This window comes from Halorussus aquaticus, from assembly GCF_024218795.1.
GTDB lineage: Archaea > Halobacteriota > Halobacteria > Halobacteriales > Haladaptataceae > Halorussus > Halorussus aquaticus.
The window spans coordinates 1,877,827-1,903,012 of sequence record NZ_CP100400.1; the positions used below are offsets into that span (position 1 = coordinate 1,877,827).

Annotated in this window: 24 protein-coding genes; 11 read left to right on the top strand and 13 right to left on the bottom strand. The window is 66.9% G+C overall.

Going from position 1 to position 25,186, the window contains the following annotated elements:
* The first annotated feature begins 137 nt into the window (after positions 1-137).
* The gene (locus tag NGM06_RS09675) at positions 138-626 is read left to right on the top strand and encodes a DUF7984 family protein (protein WP_254266762.1); all 489 of its coding nucleotides are present in this window, start codon (positions 138-140) and stop codon (positions 624-626) included.
* Between the two features lie 73 nt (positions 627-699).
* The gene (locus tag NGM06_RS09680) at positions 700-1,431 is read left to right on the top strand and encodes a hypothetical protein (protein WP_254266763.1); all 732 of its coding nucleotides are present in this window, start codon (positions 700-702) and stop codon (positions 1,429-1,431) included.
* Positions 1,432-1,463: 32 nt separating this feature from the next.
* Here the strand turns inward: NGM06_RS09680 and NGM06_RS09685 are convergent, their stop codons facing one another.
* Genes NGM06_RS09685 through NGM06_RS09695 form a run of 3 tightly spaced genes read right to left on the bottom strand, consistent with a single transcriptional unit; the run spans position 1,464 to position 3,300 of the window.
* Entirely contained in the window at positions 1,464-2,219 is a 756-nt protein-coding gene (locus NGM06_RS09685; protein ID WP_254266764.1) for a ferredoxin--NADP reductase, read from the bottom strand.
* Positions 2,220-2,270: 51 nt separating this feature from the next.
* Positions 2,271-2,789, bottom strand: a complete 519-nt coding sequence (locus NGM06_RS09690; RefSeq protein ID WP_254266765.1) for an NUDIX domain-containing protein — start codon at positions 2,787-2,789, stop codon at positions 2,271-2,273.
* A gap of 49 nt (positions 2,790-2,838) precedes the next feature.
* Positions 2,839-3,300, bottom strand: a complete 462-nt coding sequence (locus NGM06_RS09695) for a VOC family protein (RefSeq protein ID WP_254266766.1) — start codon at positions 3,298-3,300, stop codon at positions 2,839-2,841.
* 150 nt (positions 3,301-3,450) lie between these two features.
* Between NGM06_RS09695 and NGM06_RS09700 the strand changes: the two genes are divergently transcribed.
* The 3 genes from NGM06_RS09700 to proS all read left to right on the top strand — a co-directional run bounded on the left by NGM06_RS09700 (position 3,451) and on the right by proS (position 6,710).
* Positions 3,451-3,936, top strand: a complete 486-nt coding sequence (locus NGM06_RS09700; RefSeq protein ID WP_254266767.1) for an 8-oxo-dGTP diphosphatase — start codon at positions 3,451-3,453, stop codon at positions 3,934-3,936.
* Positions 3,937-3,981: 45 nt separating this feature from the next.
* Positions 3,982-5,181, top strand: coding sequence for an iron-containing alcohol dehydrogenase family protein (locus NGM06_RS09705; protein ID WP_254266768.1), 1,200 nt, complete (start codon positions 3,982-3,984; stop codon positions 5,179-5,181).
* Positions 5,182-5,252: 71 nt separating this feature from the next.
* On the top strand, positions 5,253-6,710 hold the full coding sequence (gene proS / locus NGM06_RS09710) for a proline--tRNA ligase (RefSeq protein WP_254266769.1): 1,458 nt from the start codon (positions 5,253-5,255) through the stop codon (positions 6,708-6,710).
* Positions 6,711-6,721: 11 nt separating this feature from the next.
* Here proS and NGM06_RS09715 read toward each other — a convergent pair whose 3' ends face one another.
* Complete coding sequence (locus NGM06_RS09715) at positions 6,722-7,927, bottom strand: DUF7827 domain-containing protein (protein ID WP_254266770.1); 1,206 nt, start codon at positions 7,925-7,927, stop codon at positions 6,722-6,724.
* 48 nt (positions 7,928-7,975) lie between these two features.
* Positions 7,976-8,377 (bottom strand): MaoC family dehydratase, encoded by a 402-nt coding sequence (locus NGM06_RS09720; RefSeq protein ID WP_254266771.1) that lies wholly within the window; start codon positions 8,375-8,377, stop codon positions 7,976-7,978.
* An 88-nt stretch (positions 8,378-8,465) separates the two neighbouring features.
* On the opposite strand from NGM06_RS09720, the gene NGM06_RS09725 reads away from it, so the two are divergent.
* Positions 8,466-9,308 carry an alpha/beta fold hydrolase gene (locus NGM06_RS09725; RefSeq protein ID WP_254266772.1) on the top strand — a complete coding sequence of 281 codons (843 nt, stop codon included), beginning with the start codon at positions 8,466-8,468 and terminating at the stop codon, positions 9,306-9,308.
* Positions 9,301-10,986 carry an AMP-binding protein gene (locus tag NGM06_RS09730; protein WP_254266773.1) on the top strand — a complete coding sequence of 562 codons (1,686 nt, stop codon included), beginning with the start codon at positions 9,301-9,303 and terminating at the stop codon, positions 10,984-10,986. Before NGM06_RS09725 ends, NGM06_RS09730 begins: the two co-directional genes overlap by 8 nt.
* A gap of 12 nt (positions 10,987-10,998) precedes the next feature.
* Here the strand turns inward: NGM06_RS09730 and NGM06_RS09735 are convergent, their stop codons facing one another.
* From NGM06_RS09735 to NGM06_RS09755, 5 genes are all read right to left on the bottom strand, one after another.
* A complete protein-coding gene (locus tag NGM06_RS09735) occupies positions 10,999-12,228 on the bottom strand; it encodes a digeranylgeranylglycerophospholipid reductase (RefSeq protein ID WP_254266774.1) in 1,230 nt (409 codons plus the stop codon).
* Between the two features lie 397 nt (positions 12,229-12,625).
* On the bottom strand, positions 12,626-13,453 hold the full coding sequence (locus NGM06_RS09740) for a hypothetical protein (RefSeq protein ID WP_254266775.1): 828 nt from the start codon (positions 13,451-13,453) through the stop codon (positions 12,626-12,628).
* Positions 13,454-13,590: 137 nt separating this feature from the next.
* Positions 13,591-14,628 carry a hypothetical protein gene (locus NGM06_RS09745; RefSeq protein WP_254266776.1) on the bottom strand — a complete coding sequence of 346 codons (1,038 nt, stop codon included), beginning with the start codon at positions 14,626-14,628 and terminating at the stop codon, positions 13,591-13,593.
* A 117-nt stretch (positions 14,629-14,745) separates the two neighbouring features.
* Positions 14,746-15,609 carry a 2-oxoacid:ferredoxin oxidoreductase subunit beta gene (locus NGM06_RS09750; protein ID WP_254266777.1) on the bottom strand — a complete coding sequence of 288 codons (864 nt, stop codon included), beginning with the start codon at positions 15,607-15,609 and terminating at the stop codon, positions 14,746-14,748.
* Positions 15,606-17,366 carry a 2-oxoacid:acceptor oxidoreductase subunit alpha gene (locus tag NGM06_RS09755; protein WP_254266778.1) on the bottom strand — a complete coding sequence of 587 codons (1,761 nt, stop codon included), beginning with the start codon at positions 17,364-17,366 and terminating at the stop codon, positions 15,606-15,608. Before NGM06_RS09755 ends, NGM06_RS09750 begins: the two co-directional genes overlap by 4 nt.
* A 147-nt stretch (positions 17,367-17,513) precedes the next feature.
* Here NGM06_RS09755 and NGM06_RS09760 point away from each other — a divergent pair, with 147 nt between their 5' ends.
* On the top strand, positions 17,514-18,164 hold the full coding sequence (locus tag NGM06_RS09760; protein WP_254266779.1) for an FAD-dependent oxidoreductase: 651 nt from the start codon (positions 17,514-17,516) through the stop codon (positions 18,162-18,164).
* A gap of 58 nt (positions 18,165-18,222) precedes the next feature.
* Positions 18,223-18,819, top strand: a complete 597-nt coding sequence (locus tag NGM06_RS09765) for an NUDIX hydrolase (protein ID WP_254266780.1) — start codon at positions 18,223-18,225, stop codon at positions 18,817-18,819.
* Positions 18,820-18,838: 19 nt separating this feature from the next.
* On the opposite strand, the gene mce is transcribed toward NGM06_RS09765, so the two are convergent.
* Positions 18,839-19,222: a methylmalonyl-CoA epimerase gene (gene mce, locus NGM06_RS09770; RefSeq protein ID WP_254266781.1), complete on the bottom strand. Its 384-nt coding sequence runs from the start codon at positions 19,220-19,222 to the stop codon at positions 18,839-18,841.
* A 423-nt stretch (positions 19,223-19,645) separates the two neighbouring features.
* Here mce and NGM06_RS09775 point away from each other — a divergent pair, with 423 nt between their 5' ends.
* A complete protein-coding gene (locus NGM06_RS09775) occupies positions 19,646-20,767 on the top strand; it encodes an aminotransferase class V-fold PLP-dependent enzyme (RefSeq protein ID WP_254266782.1) in 1,122 nt (373 codons plus the stop codon).
* Positions 20,768-20,801: 34 nt separating this feature from the next.
* Here the strand turns inward: NGM06_RS09775 and NGM06_RS09780 are convergent, their stop codons facing one another.
* Together NGM06_RS09780 and NGM06_RS09785 are read right to left on the bottom strand one after the other, a co-directional pair.
* Positions 20,802-21,650, bottom strand: coding sequence for a CPBP family glutamic-type intramembrane protease (locus tag NGM06_RS09780; RefSeq protein WP_368410430.1), 849 nt, complete (start codon positions 21,648-21,650; stop codon positions 20,802-20,804).
* A 148-nt stretch (positions 21,651-21,798) separates the two neighbouring features.
* Positions 21,799-23,481: an acyl-CoA mutase large subunit family protein gene (locus tag NGM06_RS09785; protein WP_254266784.1), complete on the bottom strand. Its 1,683-nt coding sequence runs from the start codon at positions 23,479-23,481 to the stop codon at positions 21,799-21,801.
* A gap of 217 nt (positions 23,482-23,698) precedes the next feature.
* On the opposite strand from NGM06_RS09785, the gene NGM06_RS09790 reads away from it, so the two are divergent.
* Positions 23,699-25,171, top strand: a complete 1,473-nt coding sequence (locus NGM06_RS09790) for an extracellular solute-binding protein (RefSeq protein WP_254266785.1) — start codon at positions 23,699-23,701, stop codon at positions 25,169-25,171.
* The last annotated feature ends 15 nt before the right edge of the window (positions 25,172-25,186 follow it).

Sequence of the window (25,186 nt, forward strand, 5' to 3'; positions counted from 1 at the left end):
GTCCCCGTGACACCGGGGAAGACCGAACGCTCACTCGGGGACGCAGGAAAACCCGCTTATGCGGCATTAGTTCCCGATGTTATAAAAGCCTTCTCAAAATGCGCAAACCCAAACCCCTCGCGCCCGTCGTCCGAACCATGCGAGTAACTCGTGACCGCGTCGCCGACGAGTACGAGTGGGTCCGCGGCCGGGCCGACGTCGTGGTGCCCCTGCTGAACGACGTTCGCGCGGACCTCGGCGACCTGTTCGACACGGAGGTAGACGAGGTGAGCGCCGACGACTATCGCCGGGAAGTGGACGCCGTCTTCGCCGACGGCGACCGGGCGGTCAACGTCGCCGCGATGGTCGCCGTCCTGCGCGAACTCGACGTCGAAGGTGACTACCCGGGGTTCGTGGTGGACGAACTCCTCGGCCGACAACTCGCCGGAACTCTCGCGGGGAATCAGCCCCTCAGACTGCTCGCCGAGGCCACGTTCCACTACGCCGACGTGACGGTCCACGCCGAGGAGGGCCGCGAGACCGCGGGCGCGGACGACCTCGACGCCGCGCTGGCGGCCGGGTTCCAGACGCGACTGCCGGGGTGGGAGTGGACGGAGACCGAGAGTCCGTTCGCGGTGAACCAGTGAGGCGAGGCGTGTCCGAGGACGGCACGCGACCGGACGTCCGCCTGTCGGCCAGCAGGCGGCGTCCAAAAGACCCATGCCAGTCCTGTCTCTCGTCCATCACGTGAACGCGCTCGTGACGAATCTGGGTACGCTCGTCGTTCTCCCGTCGCTGGTCGTCACGGGGGTCCTCTACGCGGTCGTTCGCGTCTCGGAGTGGTCGTTCACCGAACGGACCACCGGCGCGAAGCGGACCGCTGCGGCCGTCGTTGCGCTCGGACTCTACTTCCTCGGCCATCCGCTCTATCCCGCTTTCGTCCCGCTCATCCGGGGCAAAACACCGTGGCTGTACGCCGTCGCCGGTGCGTACCTCACGCTCGGTGCGTATTCGGTCGGACACGCCCACGTTCGGCGTCACTTCCGCGATGGGCGTCCCAACACTGTCGGGTCGTGGCTCGCCGCGGCAGTCGGCGTCGCGGTCGCAGTCCTCGCGGAGCAGGGGTTCGACCCCGCGGCGCTGGTCCGCTTCATCGGGCGCGCCTCCGGTAGCAGTGTCGTCGTCTCCGGGTTGTTGCTGTCGCTCTCGCTCGTCTTCCAGTTCCCGCTCGGTCACGACCGCCGCCGGAGCGCCGGAACGCCGTCGCCCCGTCCCTTCCTCCTGCCGCTCGCGCTGTATGCGGCTGTCTTAATCTGGTCGCTTCCGCTGACCGTGCACTCGTTCGGTCCCATCACGGTGGTGTTCGTCGCCTTCGGATGCATCGGCGCACTGCTCGGCGCGCCCGCCTACGTCCTCGGAACCACGCTGGCGACCCCGCCCGAGGACGGATAGGAGCGACGCGCTCGACGCTCGCAAGGAGTAGCTCAGCCTTCCCCGTCCGACACCTCGTCGCCCTCCCAGCCCTCGACGTAGACCCTGTCGTCGTCCACGCCGCGCTCCGCGAGGTACTCCCGGGTCTCGACCACCATCTCGGGCACACCGCAGACGTAGAAGTCGCGCTCCTCGAAGCCGTCCAGAGACTCCGCGAGGTGGTCCTGCACGTGGCCCTCGGGTCCTCGCCATCCCTCGTCGGCCTCCGAGAGGACGTAGGTCACCTCGAAGTCCGGGTAGTCGGCGGCCAACTGGTCCAGCGTCTCGCGGTAGAAGAGCTGTTCCTCGTCCGTCTCGCCGAAGAAGAAGTGGGCCGTCCCGGTGGCCTCGCGCACGTACTGCTTGGCCATCGCTATCATCGGCGTGGCCCCCGTGCCGGTCGCCACGAACGCCGCGTCCGCGTCGAGGTCGCGGAGGTAGAGGTTCCCGTCCAGTTCCTCGATTTCGATTCGGTCGCCCGGGGCGCGCTCGTGCATCCACGTCGAAGCGGTGCCGTCGGGGTACCGCTTGATGGCGAGGGTGACGCGCTCGGTGCCGGGCATCGACGTCGCGGTGTAGGGCCGGACGACCTCCTCGTCGCTCTGCTCCGCGTCGTCCACCGCCGGACTCTCGGCGCGGTCGAAGTGGACGTGCGTGTGTTGGCCGGGGTCGAAGTCGAACCGGTAGCCGTCGGATTCGAGGACGAACTGCTTGACGGTCGGGGTCATCTGGTGCACGGACGTGACCGTGACTTCGTGGGTGTCGGTCATCGCGGAATCGGCGGTGCTACGACGGACGGCGGGAAAACTCGGGTGGCCGGGTTACTCCAGCACGCCCGAGTCGCGCAGGCGGAGTCGCCCGAGGTTCCGAACGTCCACGTCGCCCGCCCGGACCGACTCGACGGGGACGAACCGGGCGTCGGCCGCGTCCGACCCGGCCGTCACCTCGCCGTCGGTCGCGGCGCGGTCGGTCCGGTAGTTTATCGACCGGTAGTTCGCCCGAGGTCCCTCCGAAAGCACCGTTCCCACGAGGTCGAGGTCGTCGGGGGCCACCGCGAGTCCGGTCTCCTCCCGGAGTTCGCGAGCGGCGGCCTCGCGGGCGGGTTCGTCGTGTTCGGGGTGGCCAGCGGGGAGGTCCCACCGACCGGCGTCACGGCCAGCGGACCGCTGGATGAGCAGGACGCGGTCCGCCTCGCGGACGGTAACGCTAGTCGTCGGCACCGACTGTCGCCACCACGTCCGCTCGCACGACGGGCAGTAGTCGCGCTCCCGGTCCTCGAACTCGGTCGTCGAGAGGTCGCTCCCGCAGTCGGGGCAGTAATCCGGTGAAACTGCTATCATCGGTTCGTGTTGGTTCCCCGACGATAATCAATCCCGCGGAGCGCGTGACTCACTCAGGGGCCATGCCCTTCTCGGCGAGTTCCGAGAGCGCGGACTCGGACTTTCCGAGGCCTTCGAGACCCATCCCCCGGAGGACGTGGTCGGCCTTCGTGAACTGGACGTCCTCGTAGGCTACGACTTGCACGCGATTGCCCCACGGGTCCCGGAAGTCGAGGCTCCCGGACGGGACGCGGTCGGCGTCGGTCGCTTCGAGTCGCCGCTCGACCGCGTCGCGGTCGTCCACGACGAGACCGAAGTGGCGGTGGTCGTCGGGGCCGCCGGGGTCGTCGGTCTCCGAGAGCGCGAGGAACTGGTCGCCCGCGTCGACGAAGGCCGACGACTCGCCTCGTCCCCGGAGTTCGAACTCGAACAGCGATTCGTAGAAGTCGAGGGCCTCGTCCACGTCGCCGACTTCGAGCGCCACGTGGTTGACGCCGACCGGTCTGGCTCGTTCGTCGTCCGCGTCGGTCATGGTCGGTCGGACGGGAGCGAGCGGGGTAGGCGTGGTGGCGCGACGGGTACGCGGACAGGTTCGGGGCGATTCGAACAGCCGCCGTGATAGAGCTGTCACCGAGCGAACGAAACCAGCAGGGCTATTCAGACGGAGTCCGAGCCACCGACCATGCAACACGCGACGCTGTGTTACCTCCTGCGGCCCGACGCCGAGCAGGTGCTGCTCATCCGGAAGAAGCGCGGTCTCGGGGAGGGCAAACTGGTCGGTCCCGGCGGGAAGGTCGAGGACGGCGAGACCCCCGGCGAGTGCGTCGTGCGCGAAGTCGAGGAGGAAATCGGCGTGACGCCCCGCGACCCCGAGAAGGTCGGCGAGTTCCGGTTCGTGTTCGGTGAGGACCCCCGGATGTTCGTCCACGTCTTCCGCGCCGAGGACTTCGCGGGGACGCCCGAGGCGTCTCCGGAGGCCGACCCCGAGTGGTACGACTACGACGCGGTCCCCTACGACGAGATGTGGGAGGACGACCGCTACTGGCTGCCGCACCTGCTCGACGGCGAGCGGTTCGCCGGGGAGTTCGTCTTCGACGCCGAGGGCGACGAACTGCGCGAGTGGGACGTGGAGACCGGCGTGAGGGAACTGGACGCGCTCCGACGGTAGCGCCGCGGCCCCACCTTCATTGGGACGCCGCTGTAATTCGAGACCATGCTTCCGATAGCCGACGCCTTCGAGTACGAGTACCACGGGTGCGACATCGTCTACGGCCGCGGCTGTGCGGCCCGTCTGGGCGAGTACCTCGCGGAGCGCGACCTCGACCGCGCGCTCGTCGTCTGCGGGTCGAACGTCGGGGCCAACGACGACCTCATGACTCCCATCGAGGACGGACTCGGCGACCGACTCGCGGGCGTCTACGACGGGACCACGCCGGAGAAACAGGCCGAGTCGGCGTTCGAGGTCGTCGATGCGATGCGCGAAACGGACGCGGACGTGCTCGTCGGCGTCGGCGGCGGCAGTAGCCTCGACGTCGCCCGGCAGGCGAGCGTGTTCGCGCCCGACGGTCGCTCGTTCGACGACCTCCGGCAGGAAGCCCGCGACGGCGAGGTCCGGCCGCCCGACTCCGCCGACGAGCGACCGCCGGTGGTCGTCGTCCCGACGACGTTCGCGGGCGCGGACGTGTCGAGCGGCGGGTCCATCGAGGTCCTCTCGGCGGCCGAGTCGCCGACGGGCCAACCGGTGAGCGCCCGCGGGTCGGCGATGCCGATAGCCGACTTCGCGGACCCGGCGCTGTTCGAGACAACGCCGACGGGCGCGCTCGCCGGGTCGGCGATGAACGGGTTCGACAAGGGCATCGAGACGCCGTACGCCCGCGACGCGAACCCCGTCAGCGACGCGACGGCAGTTCACGGACTCCGCCTGCTGAGCGACGCGCTCCCCCGAGTCGTCGGCGAGTCCCCCGCGGACTCGGCGGCGATGGACCGTGCGGTAGTCGGGGCGCTGCTCGTCCAACTCGAACGCAAAGTGTCGGTGGTCCACGCCTTCGGCCACGGGTTCGCCCGCCGGTACGACGTCCAGCAGGGCGCGGTCCACGCGGTCGTCGTCCCGCACGTCCTCCGGTACCTCTTCGGGGAGGTGGACGCTGGCCGCGACCTATTGGCGAACGGACTGGGCATCGACCCGACCGACCGCTCGGACGCCGAGGTAGCCGACGCCGTCGTGGAGGCGGTCGCGGAGTTGCGCGACGCGCTCGACGCGCCGACGCGCCTCCGGGACCTCCCCGAGACGCGGGAGGAAGACCTCCCGGCGATAGCCGAGTTCGTCGCCGACGACCACCCGATGGAGCGCGCGCCGGTGGGACTGGACGCGAGCGCCGAGGACGTGGAGGCGGTCCTCCGCGAGGCCTGGTGACCGCCCGCGGTCTCCGAATCGTTACCACAGGTTCATCGCCTTTAAGACCGCATCGAAGAAACCAATACTCAATGAGCGACGACGAGCAGGAACTCGGCATCACCGAGCGAAAGGAGTACAACCCCGGCGACTGGTACGCGGAGGTCGTCCAGAAGGCCGAACTCGCCGACTACGCGCCCATGGGCGGGTTCATCGTCACCCGACCCCGCGGGTACGCGCTCTGGGAGGGCGTGCAGGACCACCTCGACAAGTGGTTCAAGCAGACCGGCGCGCAGAACGCCTACTTCCCCGCGCTCATCCCCGAGAGCTACCTCGAACGCGAGAGCGACATCGTGGAAGGGTTCGACCCCGAGGTGGCGTGGGTGACCCACGGCGGCCACGAGGAACTCGAAGAGCGACTCGCGTTCCGGCCCACCAGCGAGTCCATCATCACGCCGTTCATGAGCAACTGGGTCCGGAGCCACCGCGACCTACCCCTGCGACTGAACCAGTGGTGCAGCGTCATCCGGTGGGAGGCCACCGAGACCAAGCCGTTCTTCCGGACCAAGGAGTTCCTCTGGCAGGAGGGCCACACCGCCCACGAGTCCGAGGACGAGGCGTGGGACGAGACGATGACCCGCCTCGACCAGTACCAGAACCTCTACGAGGACGTGCTGGCCATCCCGGTCCTCCGGGGTCGCAAGCCCGAACACGACAAGTTCCCCGGCGCGCACACCACCACGACCGTCGAGGCGCTGATGCCCGACGGCAAGTCCGTGCAGGGCGGGACCTCCCATTACCTCGGGCAGGGCTTCGCGGAGGCCTACGACTTGACCTACACCGACGAGGACGAGGAGGAGCGCGTCGCCCACACCACTTCGTGGGGTCTCTCGTGGCGCGCGCTCGGCGCGCTCATCATGACCCACTCCGACGACCAAGGACTCGTGGTCCCCCCGAAAATCGCGCCCGAGCAGGTCGTCATCGTCCCCATCTGGAACGAGGACAACCGCGAGGAAGTGCTAGAGTACGCCGAGGGCGTGGCCGACGACCTCGAAGACGCCGATATCCGCGTCGAACTCGACGACCGCGACGAGCGCAACCCCGGCTTCAAGTTCAACGAGTGGGAACTGAAGGGCGTCCCCGTCCGACTCGAAATCGGTCCCAACGAGGTCGAGGACCGCGAGGTCACGGTCGTCCACCGCCCCGACGGCGAGGACACCGTGGAGGACCGCGAGTACATCGACGAGACCGTCGAGGACCACTTCGAGGACGTGACCGACAAACTCTACGAGACCGCCGAACAGAACCTCGAAGAGAACGTCCGCGAGGCGTACGAGACCGCCGAGATTCTGGGCACTATCGGCCAGCACGGCGGCTACGTCAAGACGCCGTGGTGCGGCGACGAGGCCTGCGAACAGGTCGTCAAGGAGGAGATTTCCGCGGAAATCGTGATGGTCCCGATGGACCGCGACGAGGAACCCATCGGCGACGAGTGCGGCGTCTGCGGCGACGAGGCCGAGGAGACGGCCTACTTCGCCAAGTCGTACTGAGCGCGGCGACGTTATTTTCTCCGGGCGAACGTCAGACCGGCGAGCAGTGCGACCAGTGCCGCGCCGACGCCGAACCCGGGGACGGTACCGTCCGCCGTCCCGCCTCGCGCGGTCGCCGTCGACTGCGCGTCCGTCGTGGAGTCGGTCGGTTCCGTTTCGGTTCCCGCGGTCGTCGGCCGACTCGCTTCGGTCGTCGTCTCGGTCTCCGTCCGCTCGGTAGTCGTCTCGGCGGGCGCGTCACCCTCCGTCGAACGTACCGCTTCGCCGACGGCGAACTTCGTCTCCACGGACCACGTGCGATTCGCGTCCGTCGAGTTTGCTCTCCGGAGCGAGAAGTTAGCGAGGTACTCGTCGCCCCGCCGGAGTTCACCGTTCGGGCCGCCGGTGACGTTCACCGCCGAGAGGTCGACCGCGAGGTAGTAGTTCTGGCTGACCCCGTCGGCGACGACGCGGGTCGAGTTCGGTCCGAGATGGAGTTCCTTGGGCGGGTGTGACGGTCCCGGGTTCGTCTGGACGACGCTCAGGTTCGCCCGCCGTCCGTCGAGAACGTCGAAGAACCGGGCCGTCGCGTTCGGTCCGGACCCGACCGCACCCCCGAGACCCGACGTTCGGAGGTCGAACACCAGCGTCCCGTTTCGGAGCGCGACCGAACTCCGCTCGACGGTCCGCGCCGGGGGTGCCGACGTGGAGAGCGTCTGCGCGCTCACCTCGACCGACGAGGGACCGACCCACGTCTTCAGGGACTCCGCTTCGGGTTTGGAGAGGTCGAGGTTCGACTCGCTCGTGCGGTCGTAGCCCGTCTCGTTCTCGACCACGCCGTAGAGGTCGTAGTGGTGCGCGTCGAGCGGGCCGTCCGACGCCATACGGACGGTGACGTTCACCTCGTCCGGGCCGCGGGCGCGCCACGTCACGTCGTAGGTGTCCAGCAGGAGAGTCGCGCGGCCGTCACCGTTCGCGTCGCTGACGGACGCGTTCGCTAGGTACGTTCGCGTCTTGGTCGTGCTGGGCCAAACGCGGTACCCCCGAACGACGACCGTCGCCGAGTCCGTGCTCCGGAGTTCGACCGGAATCGAGACGATTTCGCCCGCGTCGGCCTCGTACCCCGGATTCGAGAACTTGACCCGAGGATGGGAGGCCGCCGCCGGAATCGTCGCCGTCACTATCAGGAGACACGCCAACAGTCCCAGCGCCGTCGATGGAGTGGGAAGAGATGACACAACGTTGTTGCGATTCTGACGTGACAAGTGTATTTCGATTCGACCCGTCTACTCGTGCGGGAGCGACAGTACGACGGCCTCACCGGAAAGCACCCGTTCGCCGTCGCCCTCGACCTCCGCGACCGTCTCGACACGAAGCCTATCGTCGCCCAACTCCTCCGCGACGGTCACCGTCGCCCGCACGGTCTGTCCCGGCCGGACCGGATTCTCGAACTCCAAATCCTGCGAGAGGTAGACGATGTCGCCCGGCAGGTCCGCGAGCGCCGCGCTGACGACGCCCGCCGAGAGCATCCCGTGGGCGACTCGGCCGCCGAAGAACGTCTCGGCGGCGTACGCCTCGTCGCGGTGGATGGGGTTGTCGTCGCCCGTCAGGTCGGCGTAGGCGTCGATAGTCTCTTCGGTGACCGTCAGGGTGGCTTCGGCGGTGTCGTTCGGCGTTGCGACTGGCATGGACGATGGTCGCGTCGCCCGGCGAATCAATCCGAGGGTTAACATGTGAAACAGGGATTTGAAGGCGGGTTCGTCCGTGGATTCAGCCATGCCTTACGCGGACAACGACGGGGTCTCGCTCTACTACGAGACCACCGACCCGGCCGACGGTCCCGGCTCGGACGGGAGTCGGGAGGAGCGCGACGCAGAGACCGTCGCGCTCGTGGAGGGACTGGGCTACGGCCGGTGGATGTGGCGCTGGCAGCGCGACCGACTCGCCGACGAGGGCTACCGGGTCGTGGTCTGGGACAACCGCGGCACCGGTGACTCCGACGAACCCGATGGGCCGTACAGCATCGAGGAGATGGCGAGCGACCTCGACGCGGTTCTCGACGCGGTCGGCGCGGAGCGCGCCCACGTCGTCGGCGCGAGCATGGGCGGGATGATAGCCCAGCAGTACGCGCTCGACTGCGACCGGGCCGCGTCGCTCGGCCTGCTCTGCACCAGCCACGGCGGCGACGAGGCGGTCGAGATTCCCGAGGAGACGCAGGCCCGGATGTTCTCGGTCCCCGAGGACGCCGACGAACGCGAGGCCATCCGCCACAAGATGAAACCCGCCATGACCGACGCGTTCTGGGCGGAGAACGACGGCCTTATCGAGGACATCGTGGACTGGCGGCTGGCGGGCGACGCGAGCGACGCCGCCCGCGACGCGCAGGCCGCCGGAGTCGTGGCGTTCGATTCGAGCGACCGACTCGGCGACGTCGAGGTGCCCGCGCTCGTGGCCCACGGCACCGCCGACCGCGTGCTTCCGGTCGAAAACGCCGACCTGCTGTACGAGCGACTTCCGAACGCCCGACTCGCCCTGTTCGAGGGCGGGTCGCATCTCTTTTTCATCGAACAGGCCGAGGCCGTCAACGACCGCCTCACGGAGTTCCTCGCCGATGTTTAGCCACGACGAGACGCCCTACGACTGGGTCGGCGCGTGGAGCGAGAAGCGAGCGAGTCTCTCGTCGGACTCGGTCGGACTGGTGGACGCGACGACCGGCGAGCGGTTCACCTACGCCGAGTTGGACCGCCGAGCGAATCGCGTCGCGCGACTCCTCCGGGAGGAGGGCGTCGCGGAAGGCGAGCGCGTTGCAGTCCTCTCGCGCAACAGGCCCGAACTGGTGGACCTCTTCTTCGCCACCGCGAAGACCGGCGGTGTCCTCGCGCCGCTCTCCCACCGCCTTGCGGCGGACGAACTGGTCGAGATGCTCGACGACGTGGACCCGGCGCTGCTCGTGGTCGAAGCCCCCTTCGCGGCCCTCGCCGCGGAGGTACTGGCCCACGACGCCCGGGAGTTCGACTGCTCGGTGGTCGCGCTCCCGGCCGAGGACGCCGACGCGACCACCGAGGATGCCATCCCCGACCGAGAGGCGTGGGACGACGCGCTCCCCGCGGACGACTCGCCGGTCGAGACCGCCGACCTGTCGATGAACGACCCGCACCTCTTCCTCCACACCGGCGGTTCGACCGGCGTCCCGAAGGAGACGGTCCTGACACATGGCTCGGTCCTCTGGAACTCGTTCAACACCATCACTGCGTGGGGACTCCGCCCGGAGGACGTGACGCCCATGGTGTTCCCGATGTTCCACACCGGCGGGTGGAACGTCATCACCGTGCCGCTGTTCCACCTCGGCGGCACCGTCGTCCTCGCCCGCGAGTTCGAACCCGGCGAGGTCCTCCGTCTCGCGGAGTCCGAGGGCGCGACTGTCCTCGTGGCGGTCCCGGCGGTCCTCCGGATGATGGCGACCCACGACGACTGGGAGACGACCGACCTCTCGACGCTCCGGTTCGTCAAGTCGGGCGGCGGCCCCTGCCGCGAGTCGGTGATGGAGGCGTGGTGGGACCGGGGCGTTGACCTCTCGCAGGGGTACGGCCTGACCGAGTGCGGCCCGAACAACTTCACGATGCCCGAGGGGTGGCCCCGCGAGAAGGCCGACAGCGTGGGCGTGCCCGCGATGCACGTGGACGCCCGCGTGGTAAGCGACGACGGCGACCGACTCCCCGCGGGCGAAATCGGCGAACTCGAACTGGCGAGTCCCCACGCCGCCGCCGGGTACTGGCGCAACCCCGAAGAGACGAGAGAGACGTTCGGGGACGTCTCCGCGAGTAGCGAGGGACGAAGTCCCTCGGACCGTTCGAGCGGGCAAAGCCCGCGAGAAGACGAAGCGAGCGGAGGCTCGGAAGACGAGCAGAGCGAGTCTTCCGGCGGGTGGGTCTCGACCGGCGACTTGGCCCGGCGCGACGACGAGGGCTACGTCTACATCGAGGGCCGGAAGAAGAACATGTACGTCTCGGGCGGCGAGAACGTCTACCCCGCCGCGGTCGAGGACCGCATCGCCGACCACCCCAACGTCGAGGAGGTCGTCGTCGTTCCGGTCCCGGACGACCAGTGGGGACAGGTCGGGAAGGCGGTGGTCCAAGGCGACGAGTCGCTGACGCTGGAAGAGTTGACCGAGTTCCTCGACGGGAGACTCGCCCGGTTCAAACGGCCACGGCATCTGGCGTTCGTCGACGAGATGCCCACGTCCGGCCCGCAGAAGATCGACCGACAGGCCGTCGAAGAGCGGTTCGGAGAAGCGTAGCCGACGCAGTTTCTACAGCAGTCGTTCCTTGGCGAACCGGGCCAAGGTCGGGATGTCCTCGGTGTGGAGCAACTTCAGGACGCCGCGGGTACTCCCGGCGTTGGCCTTCCGGAGCGCGTCGGCGTCCACCCGGTTCAGGTCCCGGATGAGGGTGTCGTAGCGCTCGTTCGAGACGAGATAGAGGAGTTGGGTCATCAGCAGGCGGGTCCGCATCTTCGGGGCGACTCGCTCGTGCCAGAGGTCGTCGTAGACCGACAGCTTCTCGGCGGAGGTGTCGCGGTCGCTCGCCATGAAACAGCGGTCGGCGGTGACCGCCGCCGCGCGGCCGGACTTCATGCAGGTGTGGATGCCCTCGCCCCAGAGCGGGTCGATGGTCGGCACCGTGTCGCCGATGGCCATGAAGTTGTCCGTGCTGAAGCTACTGGGCATCTGGATGTGGGCCGACCCGCGGTGCTGTTTGCCCTCGATGCGCTCGGCGTCCTCGAACCGCGGGTCGGTGTCGAGCCAGTACTGGAGGTAGTCGTCGATGCCCATCCCGTCTTTCGCGTAGTCGCGGTGGGCCTCGTTCTGGATGTAGCAGAGACCGACCTTCGCGGTGTCCTCGCCCGTGTGGAATATCCACGAGTAGCCGCCGGGCGCGAGGTCGTGGTCGAGACGCAGCATCATCGCGTCGGTGAGGTCGGCGTACCCCTCGGCGTCCACGTCGATGCCTTCGAGTTCGTACTCGACGCCGATGGCCTGATTCTTGCGTTCGAGGTCAGTAACGCCCAACTTCTTAGCCAGCGGTGCGGCCGGTCCGGTCGCGTCCACGACGACGTCGGCGTACACCTCGTTCTGGCCGTCGTACTGCACGCCGACTATCTCGCCGTCGTCCATCACGGGGTTCGAGACGCGGGCGTCGAACCAGTATTCAGCACCGCTCTCGCGCCCGTCCTCGACGAGGAAGTTCTTGAAGTCCGCGAACTCCAAGACGGCACCGGGTTGGTGCCGGACGAAGTGCTCGTTCGGCGACTCCAACACCACGTCGTCGGTGTAGTTCATCACCACGTCGTCGGGAATCCCGAACGCGCCCATCATCGACGGGAACGTCCCGGCGGTGGACTTGTTGCTCTGGGCCGGGAACTCGTCCTCCGACTCGGTTTCGAGGACGACCACGTCGTACCCGCGCTCGGCCAAGTCTCGGGCGCACTGCGCGCCCGCCGGACCGGCACCTGCGATCGCTACGTCGAAGTGTTCAGTCATGGCGAGTCGCCTCGTCGGACGTAGAAGACGGCGTCTCGTCTGCGATTCGTGGACTGTCGACCGAACTACCGTCGGGACCTCGACCGCAGTCGGGCGTCCAGCGGGGTCGCTCGGTGGTAGAACTTCGGTTCGGGAGAGTCGCTGGAGCGGGCCGACTCCCCGTCGTCCCCCCAGCGACGATATCACCGGACCGCGTCCGGGTGGTCGGCGAGGGTCCCTCGCCGGTGTCGTATTCGTCCGCAGTCATCTCTACTGCTGGTAGACACCTCTCCCATAAAAAACGGACGCAAACGCTCTCGCACGGAAATTCTGTTGACGTGTGGCGGGCAAAAGATGTGACGTATCAATCGGGTATTACTCCGGTTCCGGAGGTCGCTACTTCAGGTCCGTCGGTCGGTCACTCGGAGTCCCGGACGACCGCAGTGTCCTCGTAGCCCTCGCGGACTCCGCGAACGGTGTAGGAGAACTCGAACTCACCGGTGCCGTCTCGCGATTCGACGACGACGTGGTCGGTCGTTCGCTCCGTGACTGCGAGTCCCGGAACGTCGATTTCGTAGGGGGTGAGTTGGACGACGAGGTCCTCCTCGTCCGACGTGACCATGCCGAAGTGTTCGGGGAGGTCTATCTCCGCGCGACCGTCTTCGAGTTCGGCGACGCCGGTCGTCTCGGTCTGCGCCCGGTCGGCCTCGACCGCCGTGTAGGCGACCTGCTTTTCGCCGTCGGCCGTCTCGACGGTCTGGACGAAGTTCTTGGTGCCCGAGGCGGTGAAGTCGCCTTCGACGTGCATATCTCCGTCCGAGTAGACGCCGTAGCCGCCCGCTCCGCCGTCGTCGCCGTAGACGCCGTATCCGTTCGGTGACCACGAGGTGCCGTAAACGCCCATCGCGTCTCCGGAATCGTTGGTGGCCTCGGCCCAGACGGCCTTTCCGCTGTCGGACGCGGTTCCGCCGTAGATAGCGGTTCCGGTCGAGTCGGTGTTGCTAGTGAGCCTGCTCTTGAACGCGAATCCTTCCTCGGAACTCAGGTTGATGGCCCCCTGATTGGAGCCACTGACGTCGATGTCCAAGTTCTCACTCCCGGTCCACGTCTCGCCGAGGTGGCCACTCGCGGCCGCACGTCCGAGGTCGGACGCGGCCAGCGGCAGTCCGGCGAGTGCGGCGAGTTGGAGTAGCGTTCGCCGACTCGTGATACGCTCCGTCGCGTCGTCTTGAGTTTGCTCTGACATGCAAGAGTAAGATGGACCCCCACCAACTAATTTCTTTCTAGAACCCAATGAAATAATATGATTCTCCACGGCCGATGTGAAAGGTCCTCGGAGACCTCCGGAGCTTCTCGATAGGGAGAACGACCGAAGAGCAATCCCTACGGCCGGTCTCGGTGGTTCGACTCGTCGTCTTCGGTCGCTGCCACACCACCTGCTCCGCTCACCGTGCCTTCGGCGGTCGTCGTCTGTCCGCCGCGCGAAACCGTCGCCACCGTCTCGGTTTGGTCGCCGCGCCGGTGGACCACCTCGACGGTCTCGGGCACCCGGTCGCGGAACGCGAGGTGAGTCTCGTACTCCACGCTCGCGACGCACTGGGCACACACGCCACCGCCCGGTTCAGTGGTCTCGACCACGACTCGGAGGGTGTCGGCCGACGTGACCGACACGTCGGCCAACTGCGCCCCGTAGCAGGGGTTGGGCGCGCGGATGGCCCCAGAAACCGTCACCGACTCGTCGGCGAACGAGACGCTAGCGTCGTCGGCCGACCCGCAGGACCCGCCGAACGCGGTGAACGTCCGGCCGGTCACCTCGGGCGGACACCCCGCTTCGGTGGTGACAGTCTCTGAGTTCACCTGCCCGTCCGCCGTCACCGCCACGTCGGTCCGCGACCGATTGCAGTCGAACTGCGCTCGCGGAATCTCGACGGTCTCGCCCGCCGAGGCGGTACTCGTGGCCGTGGCGGTCTGCGTCGCTGTCGTCCCTCCGTTTTCACCGCCACTCTCGGTTCCACCCCCGCTACCGGGTCGGACCGTCAGCGCGTAGTCGGCGGGGTCGAGCAGTCGGACCGTCAGGAACCCGTCCGCCGGGAACTCCACGCGCCGGTCCAGCAACGGCGCGTCGGCGTCACCTCGGACCAGTCGGAGTCCGACGGTCCGGGCCTGCTGGCTGTCGTTCCAGACGCGGACGACGTGGGGCCGGTTGTTCTCCGGATTCCGGACGCCCTCGCGGGACCCGACCGTAATCGTCGCGAACGGCCGGTCGGCCGACGAGTCGATGCCGGTGAACTCCTGCCCGTCGCTCGTGGTCGTCGTAGTCGTCTCGGTGTCTTGTCCGGCCGAGCGTGCCCGCGCACCGAGCAGGCCCGCTGCCCCGGTCGCTCCCGCGCCGACGGCCCCCAGTAACTCCCGTCGATTCATGGGCTACGGCACGACGCATCCGCGGATACGCTTTGTGGGGTTCGCGTCAGGGCTGTCGCTGCGACGGACGAGAAGACGAGAGGAAAGAGAGACGACGACCGGACTCGGTTCGGGTCGTCAGTAGAACTCGCGGACGAGGTCCATCGCGCCCTCGGGCGCGCCGTCCGGGATGTCGGCCATGTTGGAGTCGAGACCGTGGAGGTCCGAGTACGGGACGCTCTCCTCGTTCTGGTAGAGGATACCCTGATACTCCTTGTCGGCGTCGAGAATCTTCTCTTTGGCCGCCTCGCGGTCGGTCGGGTCGTGGTCCTCGTCGTCGAGGTCCACGATGGAGTCTCGGAAGTAGTCGTAGGTGTCCACGTCGTTGAACGTCACGCACGGGCTGAAGACGTTCACGAAGCCGAACCCGTCGTGTTCGACGGCCTTCTGGACGATTTCGGTGTGGCGCTGGGCGTCCGTGGAGAACGACTGGGCGATGAAGCTCCCGCCCGCCGAGAGGGCGAGCGCGAGGGGGTTGACCGGCGGTTGTTTCGGACCCTCGGGGGTGGTCGAGGTCTCGAAGTCCTCACGAGAGGTCGGCGAGGCCTGCCCCTTGGTCAGCCCGTAGATGCGGTTGTCCATCACGACGTAGGTCATGTCCACGTTCCGGCGGACCGCGTGGATGAAGTGACCCGCGCCGATGGAGTAGCCGTCACCGTCGCCGCCCGCGACCATCACTTCGAGGTCGGGGTTGGCGAGTTTCACGCCCGTGCCAACGGGGAGCGCCCGGCCGTGGACGCCGTGAAGGGCGTAGCTGTGCATGTAGGTGCCGATTTTGCCGGAACAGCCGATGCCCGCCACGACGAAGGTGTTGTCCGGGTCGTTACCCGTGTTGGCCAGCGCCTTCATCATGCCGTTCATCGTGCCGAAGTCCCCGCAACCCGGGCACCACGTCGGCTGCTTGTCGGACTTGAAGTCGGTGAATCTAACGTCTGAACTCATGCTGTGACCTCCTCGTTCTGGAGACTCGATTTGATATCGTCTGCCAGTTCGTCGGCCTTGAATCTGATGCCGTTGTACTTGTTCACGCGCTTGACGCGGGTAAGTGCGTCGTGTTCGAGTATGTCGGCGAACTGCCCGCTCTCGTTACACTCGACGACGATGACCTCGTCGGCGGCCTCGATTTCGTCGCTGAGGTCGGGTCGCGGGAAGATGTAGGGCACCGAGAGGAACCGAACGTCCACGTCCTCGTCGTCGAGGAACTCGAGGGCCTCGCGCATCGCGCCCTCGTTGGACCCCCACGAGATGACGAGGTTGTCGGAGTCCGAATCGCCGAACTCTCGGGGACTCCAGTCTTCCTCTTCCTTCGCGGTCTCGACCTTCCGGTTGCGCTTGTCCACCTGCTCGATGCGGACGTCGGTGTCCTCGGTCCGGCGACCGAGCGCGTTGTGTTCGAGACCGGTGGACATGTGCGCGCCGTTCTTCGTGCCGGGGAACGCCCGCGGACTCACGCCGTCGGCGGTCGAGAAGTGGGGCTGGAACCGGTCTTTCTCGTCGGTCCACGCCTCGATCTCGTCCTCGTCCACGACCTTCCCGCGGTCGATTTCGACGGCGTCCATGTCGAACGTCTCGGGTTCGAAGGTCTGCTCGGTCACGGCCATCGAGAGGTCCGCGAGCAGGAAGACGGGCGTCTGGTACTTCTCGGCGAGGTTGAACGCCTCGACGGTCTTCTGGAAGCACTCGGCGACGTTGGTCGGCGCGAGGACGAACCGCGGAATCTCGCCGTGACCCCCGTAGAGGGCCATGTTGAGGTCGCCCTGCTCCTGCTTGGTCGGCATCCCGGTCGAGGGACCCGAGCGCATCACGTCGGCGATGACCAGCGGCGTCTCGCTGGTCGCGACGAGACCGAACGTCTCGGTCATCAGGTCGATGCCCGGCCCGGAGGTGGCGGTCATCGACCGCGCACCGGCGCGGGCAGCGCCCAGCGCCATGTTGATGGCCGAGAGTTCGTCTTCGGCCTGCACGACTTCGCCGCCGAACTGCTCGATACGGCCCGTCAGGTACTCCATCACGTCGGTCGCGGGGGTGATGGGGTACCCTGCGTAGAAGCGGCATCCGGCCGCGATAGCGCCCATGCCGATGGCTTGGTCGCCGTTCAGCAGGACGTAGTCGTTGTCGGTGGTGTCGAGGTCGTATTCGAACTCGTGGTCGTACTCCTCCTGTACGTACTCCTGACCCTTCCGGGCGGCCTCCTTGTTGTTGTCCACGATGGACTCGCCCTTGGAGCCGAACTTCTTCTCCAGCGCGGAGTCGAGGTTCTCGATGGGGAAGTTCGTCACCTCGCAGGCCGCGCCCAGCGCGACGATGTTCTGCATGATGGCCCCACCGGCCTCCTCGGCGAGCGACTGGAGCGGCACGTCGAGTCCGATCATGCCCTCGGGAATCTCCACGTCCTGCATCTCGGTGCGCTCACCGTCGTAGATGATGACGCTCCCCTCGTGCAGTTCGTCGAGATTCTCGTCGATGGTGCGCTCTGTCAACGCGACGAGGATGTCGAGTCGGTCCACCACGCTCTCGACCCGGTCGGTCGAGCTTCGAATCTTGTAGGCTGTGTACCCACCGCGGATTCGGGACGCGAAGTCCTTGGAAGTGAACACGTGTCGTCCTGCGCGGGAAAGCGCCTGTGCGAAGATTTTCCCGGTAGAGTCGATCCCATCGCCGGCCTCTCCGCCGATGGCCCAGTTCAGGTCGTCTGGCATTCCTAACTAGCCGGTAACCCATGCCAAATCAAAAGCCTTCTGAAGCGCCCTTCGCGGCAAAGGTTTCCGACACCCGCTCGCCACCCCCGTTCGGAGTCGTCTCGGTCAGTCGTAGCCTCTTTAATCGCGCCTCGGCAAGTGACCGTCATGGACGGAACCCAAGTCGCGGTTCGCTCTGTCGAGTCGGTCGGAAGCGACACGGTCGCGCTGACGCTGGAGACGCCCGAGGGCTTCGACGCCGCCCCGGGTCAGTTCGTGCAACTCGCCGCGACGGTCGACGGCGAGCAGGTCACGCGCCACTACACGCTCTCGTCGCCCGACGCCGCCGAGACCTTCGAGGTCACCGTCGAAGTGGACCCCGAGGGGTCGCTCAGCCCGTACCTCGCGGACCTCGACGCCGGTGCCGCGGTCGAAGTCGCCGGTCCCTTCGGCGACTCCTACTACGAGGGCGAGGAGGGCGTGGTCGTCCTCGCGGGCGGGCCGGGCGTCGGCCCCGCGGTCGGCATCGGCGAGCGGTCGGTGGCGGACGGCGGCGACGTGACCATCGTCTACGAGGACGCCGACCCCGTCCACGAGGACCGCCTGAGCGCACTCGCCGACGCGGGTGCCACGGTCGTCGTCACCGACGACGTGAGTGACGAGGACGTCCTCGAAATCCTCGCGGACGCGCAGGGCCAGACGTTCATCTACGGCTTCGCGGACTTCCTCGACCGCGCGACGGCCGCGCTCGACGCTGCGAACCTCGACTCCGACGACGCCAAAGTCGAGAACTTCGGTCCCGCGCCCGACTCGGAGTAGCGAGGCCCGCGGTCGAAACCGGAGAACGTATCAATTTTCGAGGCGATTCGGCGAACCGATGTCGACCGAAATAAACGCGGAGTCCGTCGAGCGCCGGATGGACCGCCTGCTCGCTGAGTACGGCGACGTTCCCGTCGAGGAGGAGACGTGGGAGCGCTCGGCCGACCGGTTCGAGCGGGAGGTCCGACAGGCCGAGAACGGCTACGTCGGCGGGGCCTACGCGTGGGTCGTCCGGCGGCCCGACGAGGCGACCGACCTCACCGAGTCGATGCCGCCCGAGGCCGAAGACGACCGGAAGCGCGCGCTGATGATTCTGGGACGCGGGGCCGACCGGTGGGGGTTGGCCGGCGGTGGGTTGGAGGACGGCGAGCGCCACGAGGAGGCCGCCCGACGGGAGGTCCGCGAGGAGACCGGCGTCGAGTGCGAACTGACCGACCTGTTCCTGCTCCGCCACGTCACGGTGGTCCCCGAGGGCGACTCGGAGCGTCGAATCCACTTCCTCTACGCGTTCTTCGACGCGACCTACGAGGGCGGGTCGATAACCGTCCAACCGGGCGAACTCGACGGCGCGGCGTGGTTCGCGGAACCGCCAGAGCGCCTGCTCCCCGCCAACGGGCGCCGGGCCGAGTCGTGGACGCCGGAGGCTGGCGACTAGTTCGTCGGGCGCGACGCGGTCAGTGCTCTACGAACTCTATCAGCACGCCGCCGGTCGATTTGGGGTGGAGGAAGGCGACGTCGTGACCCCACGCGCCCGGTCGGGGGTCGTCGTCTATCAGTTCGACGCCGTGGTCGCGCGCGGTGTCGAGCGCCGCCTCGATGTCGCCGGTTTCGAGGGCGACGTGGTGGATGCCCGGCCCGTTGGCATCGAGGTATCGGGAGACGGTCCCGTCTTCGAGGGGTTCGAGCAGTTCGAAGTAGCTGTCGCCGAATTCGAGGAAGACGACCCGCAGGCCGTCGAACTCCTCCTCGTGGGCGACGGGTGCGTCGAACAGGTCGGCGTACAGGTCGGCGAGGGCCGCGGCGTCCTCGGTGGCGATTCCGACGTGGTCGATGTGCATGTGCGAGCGTTCGGCCGTGTCGGATATATTTTCGGCGGTACTGCGTCGTGGCGCGGGAGTAAATGTGTGAAGCAACCGGCGACACTGCGACCGCTTCCGGATGATAGCGGGCGCACCCCGAACTAGCTACTCCCGTCACAAATGAATTATTGTAACCGCACTACGACCGCGGGCCTCACACCTCCCCAACCTCCTGCGGTGCTCGGTCGTCACTTCGTTCCTCCCTGCACTCCTCGTCCACCGTCAGAGCAAGTTCTGACGAGCCGTCGGTCGCTACGCTCCCGAAGACCTCGCGCAGAGATGGCGCGACACGAGGTCGCGCCAGTGCGCGCCGCGGCGCAGACTCACCAGTCGAACGTGACGCCACGGTTCGAATCCCGCCCGGAACCAGCACTTATCACGCAATCTGTCGTGTTCACTGACGTGAACCCGACCGACCTCAGGGCCGAAATTCCGGCGCTCGACCGCACGACGTACCTCAACACCGGGGCCGCGGGACCGAGTCCGTACCGCGTCGTGGAGGCCGTCGAGTCCTGCGTGGAACGCCACGAGTACGAGTCGCCGGGCGGCGAGGGGATGTACCCCTTCTCGTTCGACGTCTTCGACGAGACGCGCGAGGTCGTCGCCGACCACCTCGGCGCGACCGCCGAGGAAATCGCGCTGACCCAGAGTACCACCGACGGCATCAACCGCGTCGCGGCCGGACTCGACTGGGAGCGCGGGGACACGGTGGTCCGGACCGACCTCGAACACTCCTCTGGCATCCTGCCGTGGCAGCGCTTGCGGCGCCGGGGCGTCGAAGTAGAAGTCGTCGAGAGCGACGGCGGACGCCTCGACGCCGACCGGATGGCGTCGGCCGTCGAGGGCGCGAAACTCGTCTGTCTGAGTTCGCTGACGTGGAGTCACGGCACCCTCCTGCCGGTCCGCGAGATAGTCGAGACGGCCCACGACGCGGGCGCGTTGGTCCTCGTGGACGCCGTCCAGTGCCCCGGCCAGATGCCGGTGGACGTGCGCGAGTGGGGCGCCGACTTCGTGGCCGGTGCGGGCCACAAGTGGCTCCTCGGTCCATTCGGCGCGGGATTCGTCCACGTCGCGCCGGGTGCGGAGACCCGCCTCGAACCGGCCCACGTCGGCTACCGGAGCGTCGAGGACCCGAACGCCGAGGAGTACGCCTACGAACCCGGTGCCCACAGGCTGGAAGTCGGCACCGTCTCGCCCGCGCCCTACGCGGGCCTGTGCGAGGCTATCGAGACCATCGAGGAGATTGGGTACGACGGAATCCGGGACCGCATCGAGGCGCTCACCGACCGACTGAAGGCGGGCATTCGGGACGCCGAGACCGCCCGCCTGCTGAGTCCCCGCGAGTACGAGTCGGGTCTCGTGACGTTCGCAATCGACGACCCCGACCCGGAGTCGTTCGTCGAGGAACTGGCCGACGACGGGGTCCGGATCCGGTCGCTCCCGTTCCCCGAGAACGCGGTCCGGGCGTCGGTTCACGCGTTCAACTCGGAGGCGGACGTGGACGAACTCGTTGAGTGGCTCTGAAATCGAGTGAACGGTCGCGTGTCTCTGGGTGAAATCAGTCGGCGGTCGAGGACGGCGTTCGCCGGGACCAGACGGAGTCCGCGTCGTCGGATTCGGTCACGCGCACGGCCACGTAGACCGTCGAGACGATGGCGGCGTACTCGACGATACCGACGACGAGGTGTAACTCGGCCGGAACGTTCACGGCGACCACGAAGGGCGGTTGGTTCATGGTCGCGTGGAACAGGGCGACCAGCCAGAGGTTCCCAGTCAACGCGTACACGACGCCGTAGGCGACACCCGCGAACGCCAGTCCGAGGAGCCTGACCGCCAGCGCCGAACCGACTCCGTGTCCCGACGCGAGAAACCACTGTGGAAGGTGGAAGGCCGCGAAGAGGACCGCCGCGGCCGCGACGCCGGAGACGACTGCCTTGCGGGTCTCGCCACCTGCCAATGCGGTAAATTTCTGTTGGAGGTACGCACGGAAGACGAGTTCCTCCGGAATCGCGGTGAACAGGAGCGAACTGAGGAGGGCCGCGAGGTACAACAGCGGGTGGGCGGCGACTCTCGACCCCGTGGTCTCGAACCCGGTAACGCCACCCAGTGCGAGACCGACCGCGACGAGGTTGTACAGCGTCCAGAACGCGACGAGTACCGCAACCGCGGAGACGAGTGCCCGAACGGACGGGAGGACCGAGCGCGGGGAGACACCCTCGACTGCGAGCGCACCGACCGCGAGCACGACGAGGAAGACGCCCCAAGCCATTCCCAACGCGGGCGACTGCGACCCGCCCGGGGAGACGAGCAACAGACCGGACAGGACGGCGATTACCACGAGATACGTTACGACGGGCACCAACGACCGACGCTCGAACGCTGGCGGCCTCGTGTCAGTTAGGAACATATACTAGGGGGTTGACTATTTCGGGGCAAAGTAACTTCTGTTTGTCCTCGCGGTCGGGTGAGGACAACCCACGAGGGCAGAGTCCGACCCACATCGCCGTTCCGTGCGGTTCCCGAGAGCTATCCGTCGGACGGAGACTCCGACGAGTTCACACCGCCGCGCCCGGCTGGTACTCCCCGAACGTCTCGCGCATCACGCCGCAGATTTCGCCGACGGTCGCGTAGGCCTTCACCGCGTCCACGATGTAGGGCATCACGTTGTCGTCGCCCTCGGCGGCCTCTCGGAGAGCGTCGAGTCTCGCCTCGACTTCCGCGTCGTCGCGGTCGTCCTTGACGGCGTTCAGGCGGTCTATCTGGCGCTGTTCCTCCTCCTCGGTGACCTCCTGAATGTCCACCTCGGGGTCCTCGTCAACCTCGAACTCGTTGACGCCGACGATGACGCGCTCTTTCTCCTCGATTTCGCGCTGGCGCTCGTAGGCCACGTCCTGAATCTGGCGCTGGACCCACTGGTCCTCGATTGCCTGCAGCATCCCGCCCTTCCGGTCCACGGTGTCGATGATGTCGAAGGCCTCCTCCTCCAGCCCGTCGGTCAGGCTCTCGACGTAGTAACTCCCCGCGAGCGGGTCGATGGTGTCGGCCGCGCCCGACTCGTGGGCCAGAATCTGCTGGGTGCGGAGCGCGGTCCGGACGCTCTCCTCTGTCGGGAGCGCGAGCGCCTCGTCCTTCCCGTTGGTGTGGAGGCTCTGGGTGCCGCCCAGCACCGCCGCGAGCGCCTGATACGCCACGCGGACGATGTTGTTGTCCACCTGCTGGGCGGTCAGGGTCGAACCGGCGGTCTGGGTGTGGAACTTGAGTTGCTTGGACTTGGGGTTCTCCGCGCCGAAGCGCTCTTCCATTATCTGTGCCCACATCCGGCGGGCCGCGCGGAACTTCGCCACCTCCTCCAGAATGTTGTTGTGTGCGTTGAAGAAGAACGAGAGTTGCGGAGCGAACTCGTCCACGTCGAGACCCGCGTCCATCGCGGCCTCGACGTACTCGATGCCGTTGCCGAGCGTGAACGCGAGTTCTTGGGCGGCCGTCGCGCCCGCCTCGCGGACGTGGTAGCCCGAGATGGAGATGGTGTTGAACTTCGGGGTCTCCTCGGCGCAGAACTCGAAGATGTCGGTGATGATGCGCATCGACGGCTCGGGCGGGTAGATGTAGGTGTTGCGCGCGATGTACTCCTTCAGGAGGTCGTTCTGGATGGTCCCCCGAAGCTCCGCCCTATCGACGCCCTGCTTGTCGCCGACCGCGATGTACATCGCCAGCAGGACCGAGGCGGGCGCGTTGATGGTCATCGACGTGCTGACCTCGTCGAGCGGGATGCCGTCGAAGACGGTCTCCATGTCGTGCAGGGAGTCGATGGCGACGCCCGACTTCCCGACCTCGCCCGCGGCCATGTCGTCGTCGGAGTCGTACCCCATCTGGGTCGGCAGGTCGAACGCCATCGAGAGACCCGAGGAGCCGTTCTCGATGAGGTACTCGAAGCGCTCGTTGGTCTCCTCGGGCGTGCCGAACCCGGCGTACTGGCGCATGGTCCAGAGTCGCCCGCGGTGCATCGTGGAGTAAGGTCCTCTGGTGTACGGTTCCTCTCCCGGGAAGCTCAGGTCCTCCTCGTAGTCGAGGTCCGCCACGTCGTCGGGCGTGTAGAGACGCTTCACGTCCTGTCCCCCGGTGTCGGTTGTGAACTCCTCTTTGCGCTCGCCGAAGCGCTCGACCGTCGGTCCGACCGTCTCTTCCTCCCACTCCTCACGTGCCTCGCGTATCTCCGCGAGGTCGTCCGCGTCGAACATTACGTAGACCGACGGGCGGGCCGGTCTTAACGGTTGGCGGATTGGTCACGGTCGCGTGAGCGTCGGACGCGAATCACTCCGAACGAGCAGACGCCGTTTCGACAGCTGAGACCACACATACCCCGCATAACATGTATTTTGTACTCGGCTTTCGGTTACAACACTTGTAGTAAAAATACCAAAATTATTTATCCCCCTTGTTAGTGTAACTCTATCTATGGCGGACGACCAATCCACCAGTAGAGTTAGTTCAGTCTCACGGCGACGGTTCGTCGAAGCGGCGGGTGCAACTGGTACGGCCCTGAGTCTCGCGGGTTGTACTAGCAGTGACGGTGGCAATTCGACCGCGACCACCACCTCGTCGGGTGACGGCGGTGGCAAGACGACGGTCCAATTAGCATCGGACGCCGACCTGAAGGAGGTTCAGTCCAAGTTCAACTCGTGGCTCCACGAGGCGGGCCTCTCGAAAGACGTGCACGTCGAAGTGATCGCTGGCTCCGACATCACCAACAAGCGACAGAACAAGTACACCCAGTGGCTGTCGTCTGGCCGAAACAAGCCCTCGCTGCTGATGATGGACAACGGTTGGACGCTCCCGTTCATCGTGCGCGACCAACTGCTCAACCTGAGCGAGGAGATTCCGGACACGGCCAGCATGGTCGAGGACGAGTACTTCAGCGCGAGCGTCGGCACCGCGAAGGGACCGAACGACGACCTGTTCGCGGTTCCGGTGTACCCCGACTTCCCGACGATGCAGTACCGGAAAGACCTCGTGCAGGACGCCGGATACGACACCTCCGGTTGGGCGACCTCTTCGATGACGTGGAAGCGCTTCTCGAAGATTACCGCCGACGTGAAGAAACAGAGCGACGTCGACTACGGGTTCACGTTCCAGTTCAAGTCCTACGCGGGTCTGTCGTGCTGTACCTTCAACGAGTTCCTGTCGAGCTACGGCGGGACCTACTTCGGCGGTCTCGACAACCTGTTCGGGCCGGTCGGCGAGCGACCGGTCACGGTGGACGAGAAGCCGGTCGTCGATTCGCTCCGCATGCTCCGGACCTTCGTCAACGGCGAGAGCGACGAACACGGTCTCGACGGCGTCACCGGCAACATCTCACCGCAGGCCGTCCTCCAGTGGGCCGAGGAACCGTCGCGCAAACCCTTCACGAACGGCAACGCCGTGATGCACCGCAACTGGCCGTACGCCGTCAACATCAGCGGTGCCGAGGACGCGCTGGGCAAGGACCTCGGCGTCATGCCAATCCCGCACGGCGTCTCTCCGGACGAAGCCAAGTACGAGGGAACCGGCGGCGCGACCGCCGCGCTCGGCGGTTGGCACACCGCGGTCAACCCGAACACGAACAAGAAGGAGGCCGCGCTGGAGGTCGTCAAGGCGATGACGAACAAGCAGGTCCAGTTCAACCTCCTCGAAGAGATCGGTTGGATGCCGCCGCGACCGTCCATGATGGACTCGGACACCGCGAAGAACATCCCCGTGATGGGCCGACACATGGAGACGTTCCGCCTCGCGGGCGAGAACGCGATTCCCCGTCCGGTGACGGTCGCGTGGCCCCAAGAGCGCAGCAAGATCGCGCAGGAGGCCAACGCTACCGTCGCGGGACAGAAGCCCCCGAAGAAGGCCATGACTGACCTCAAAAGCACCATCAAGCAGATAGAGGACAGCGTCTGAGCCACGAGGTCACAC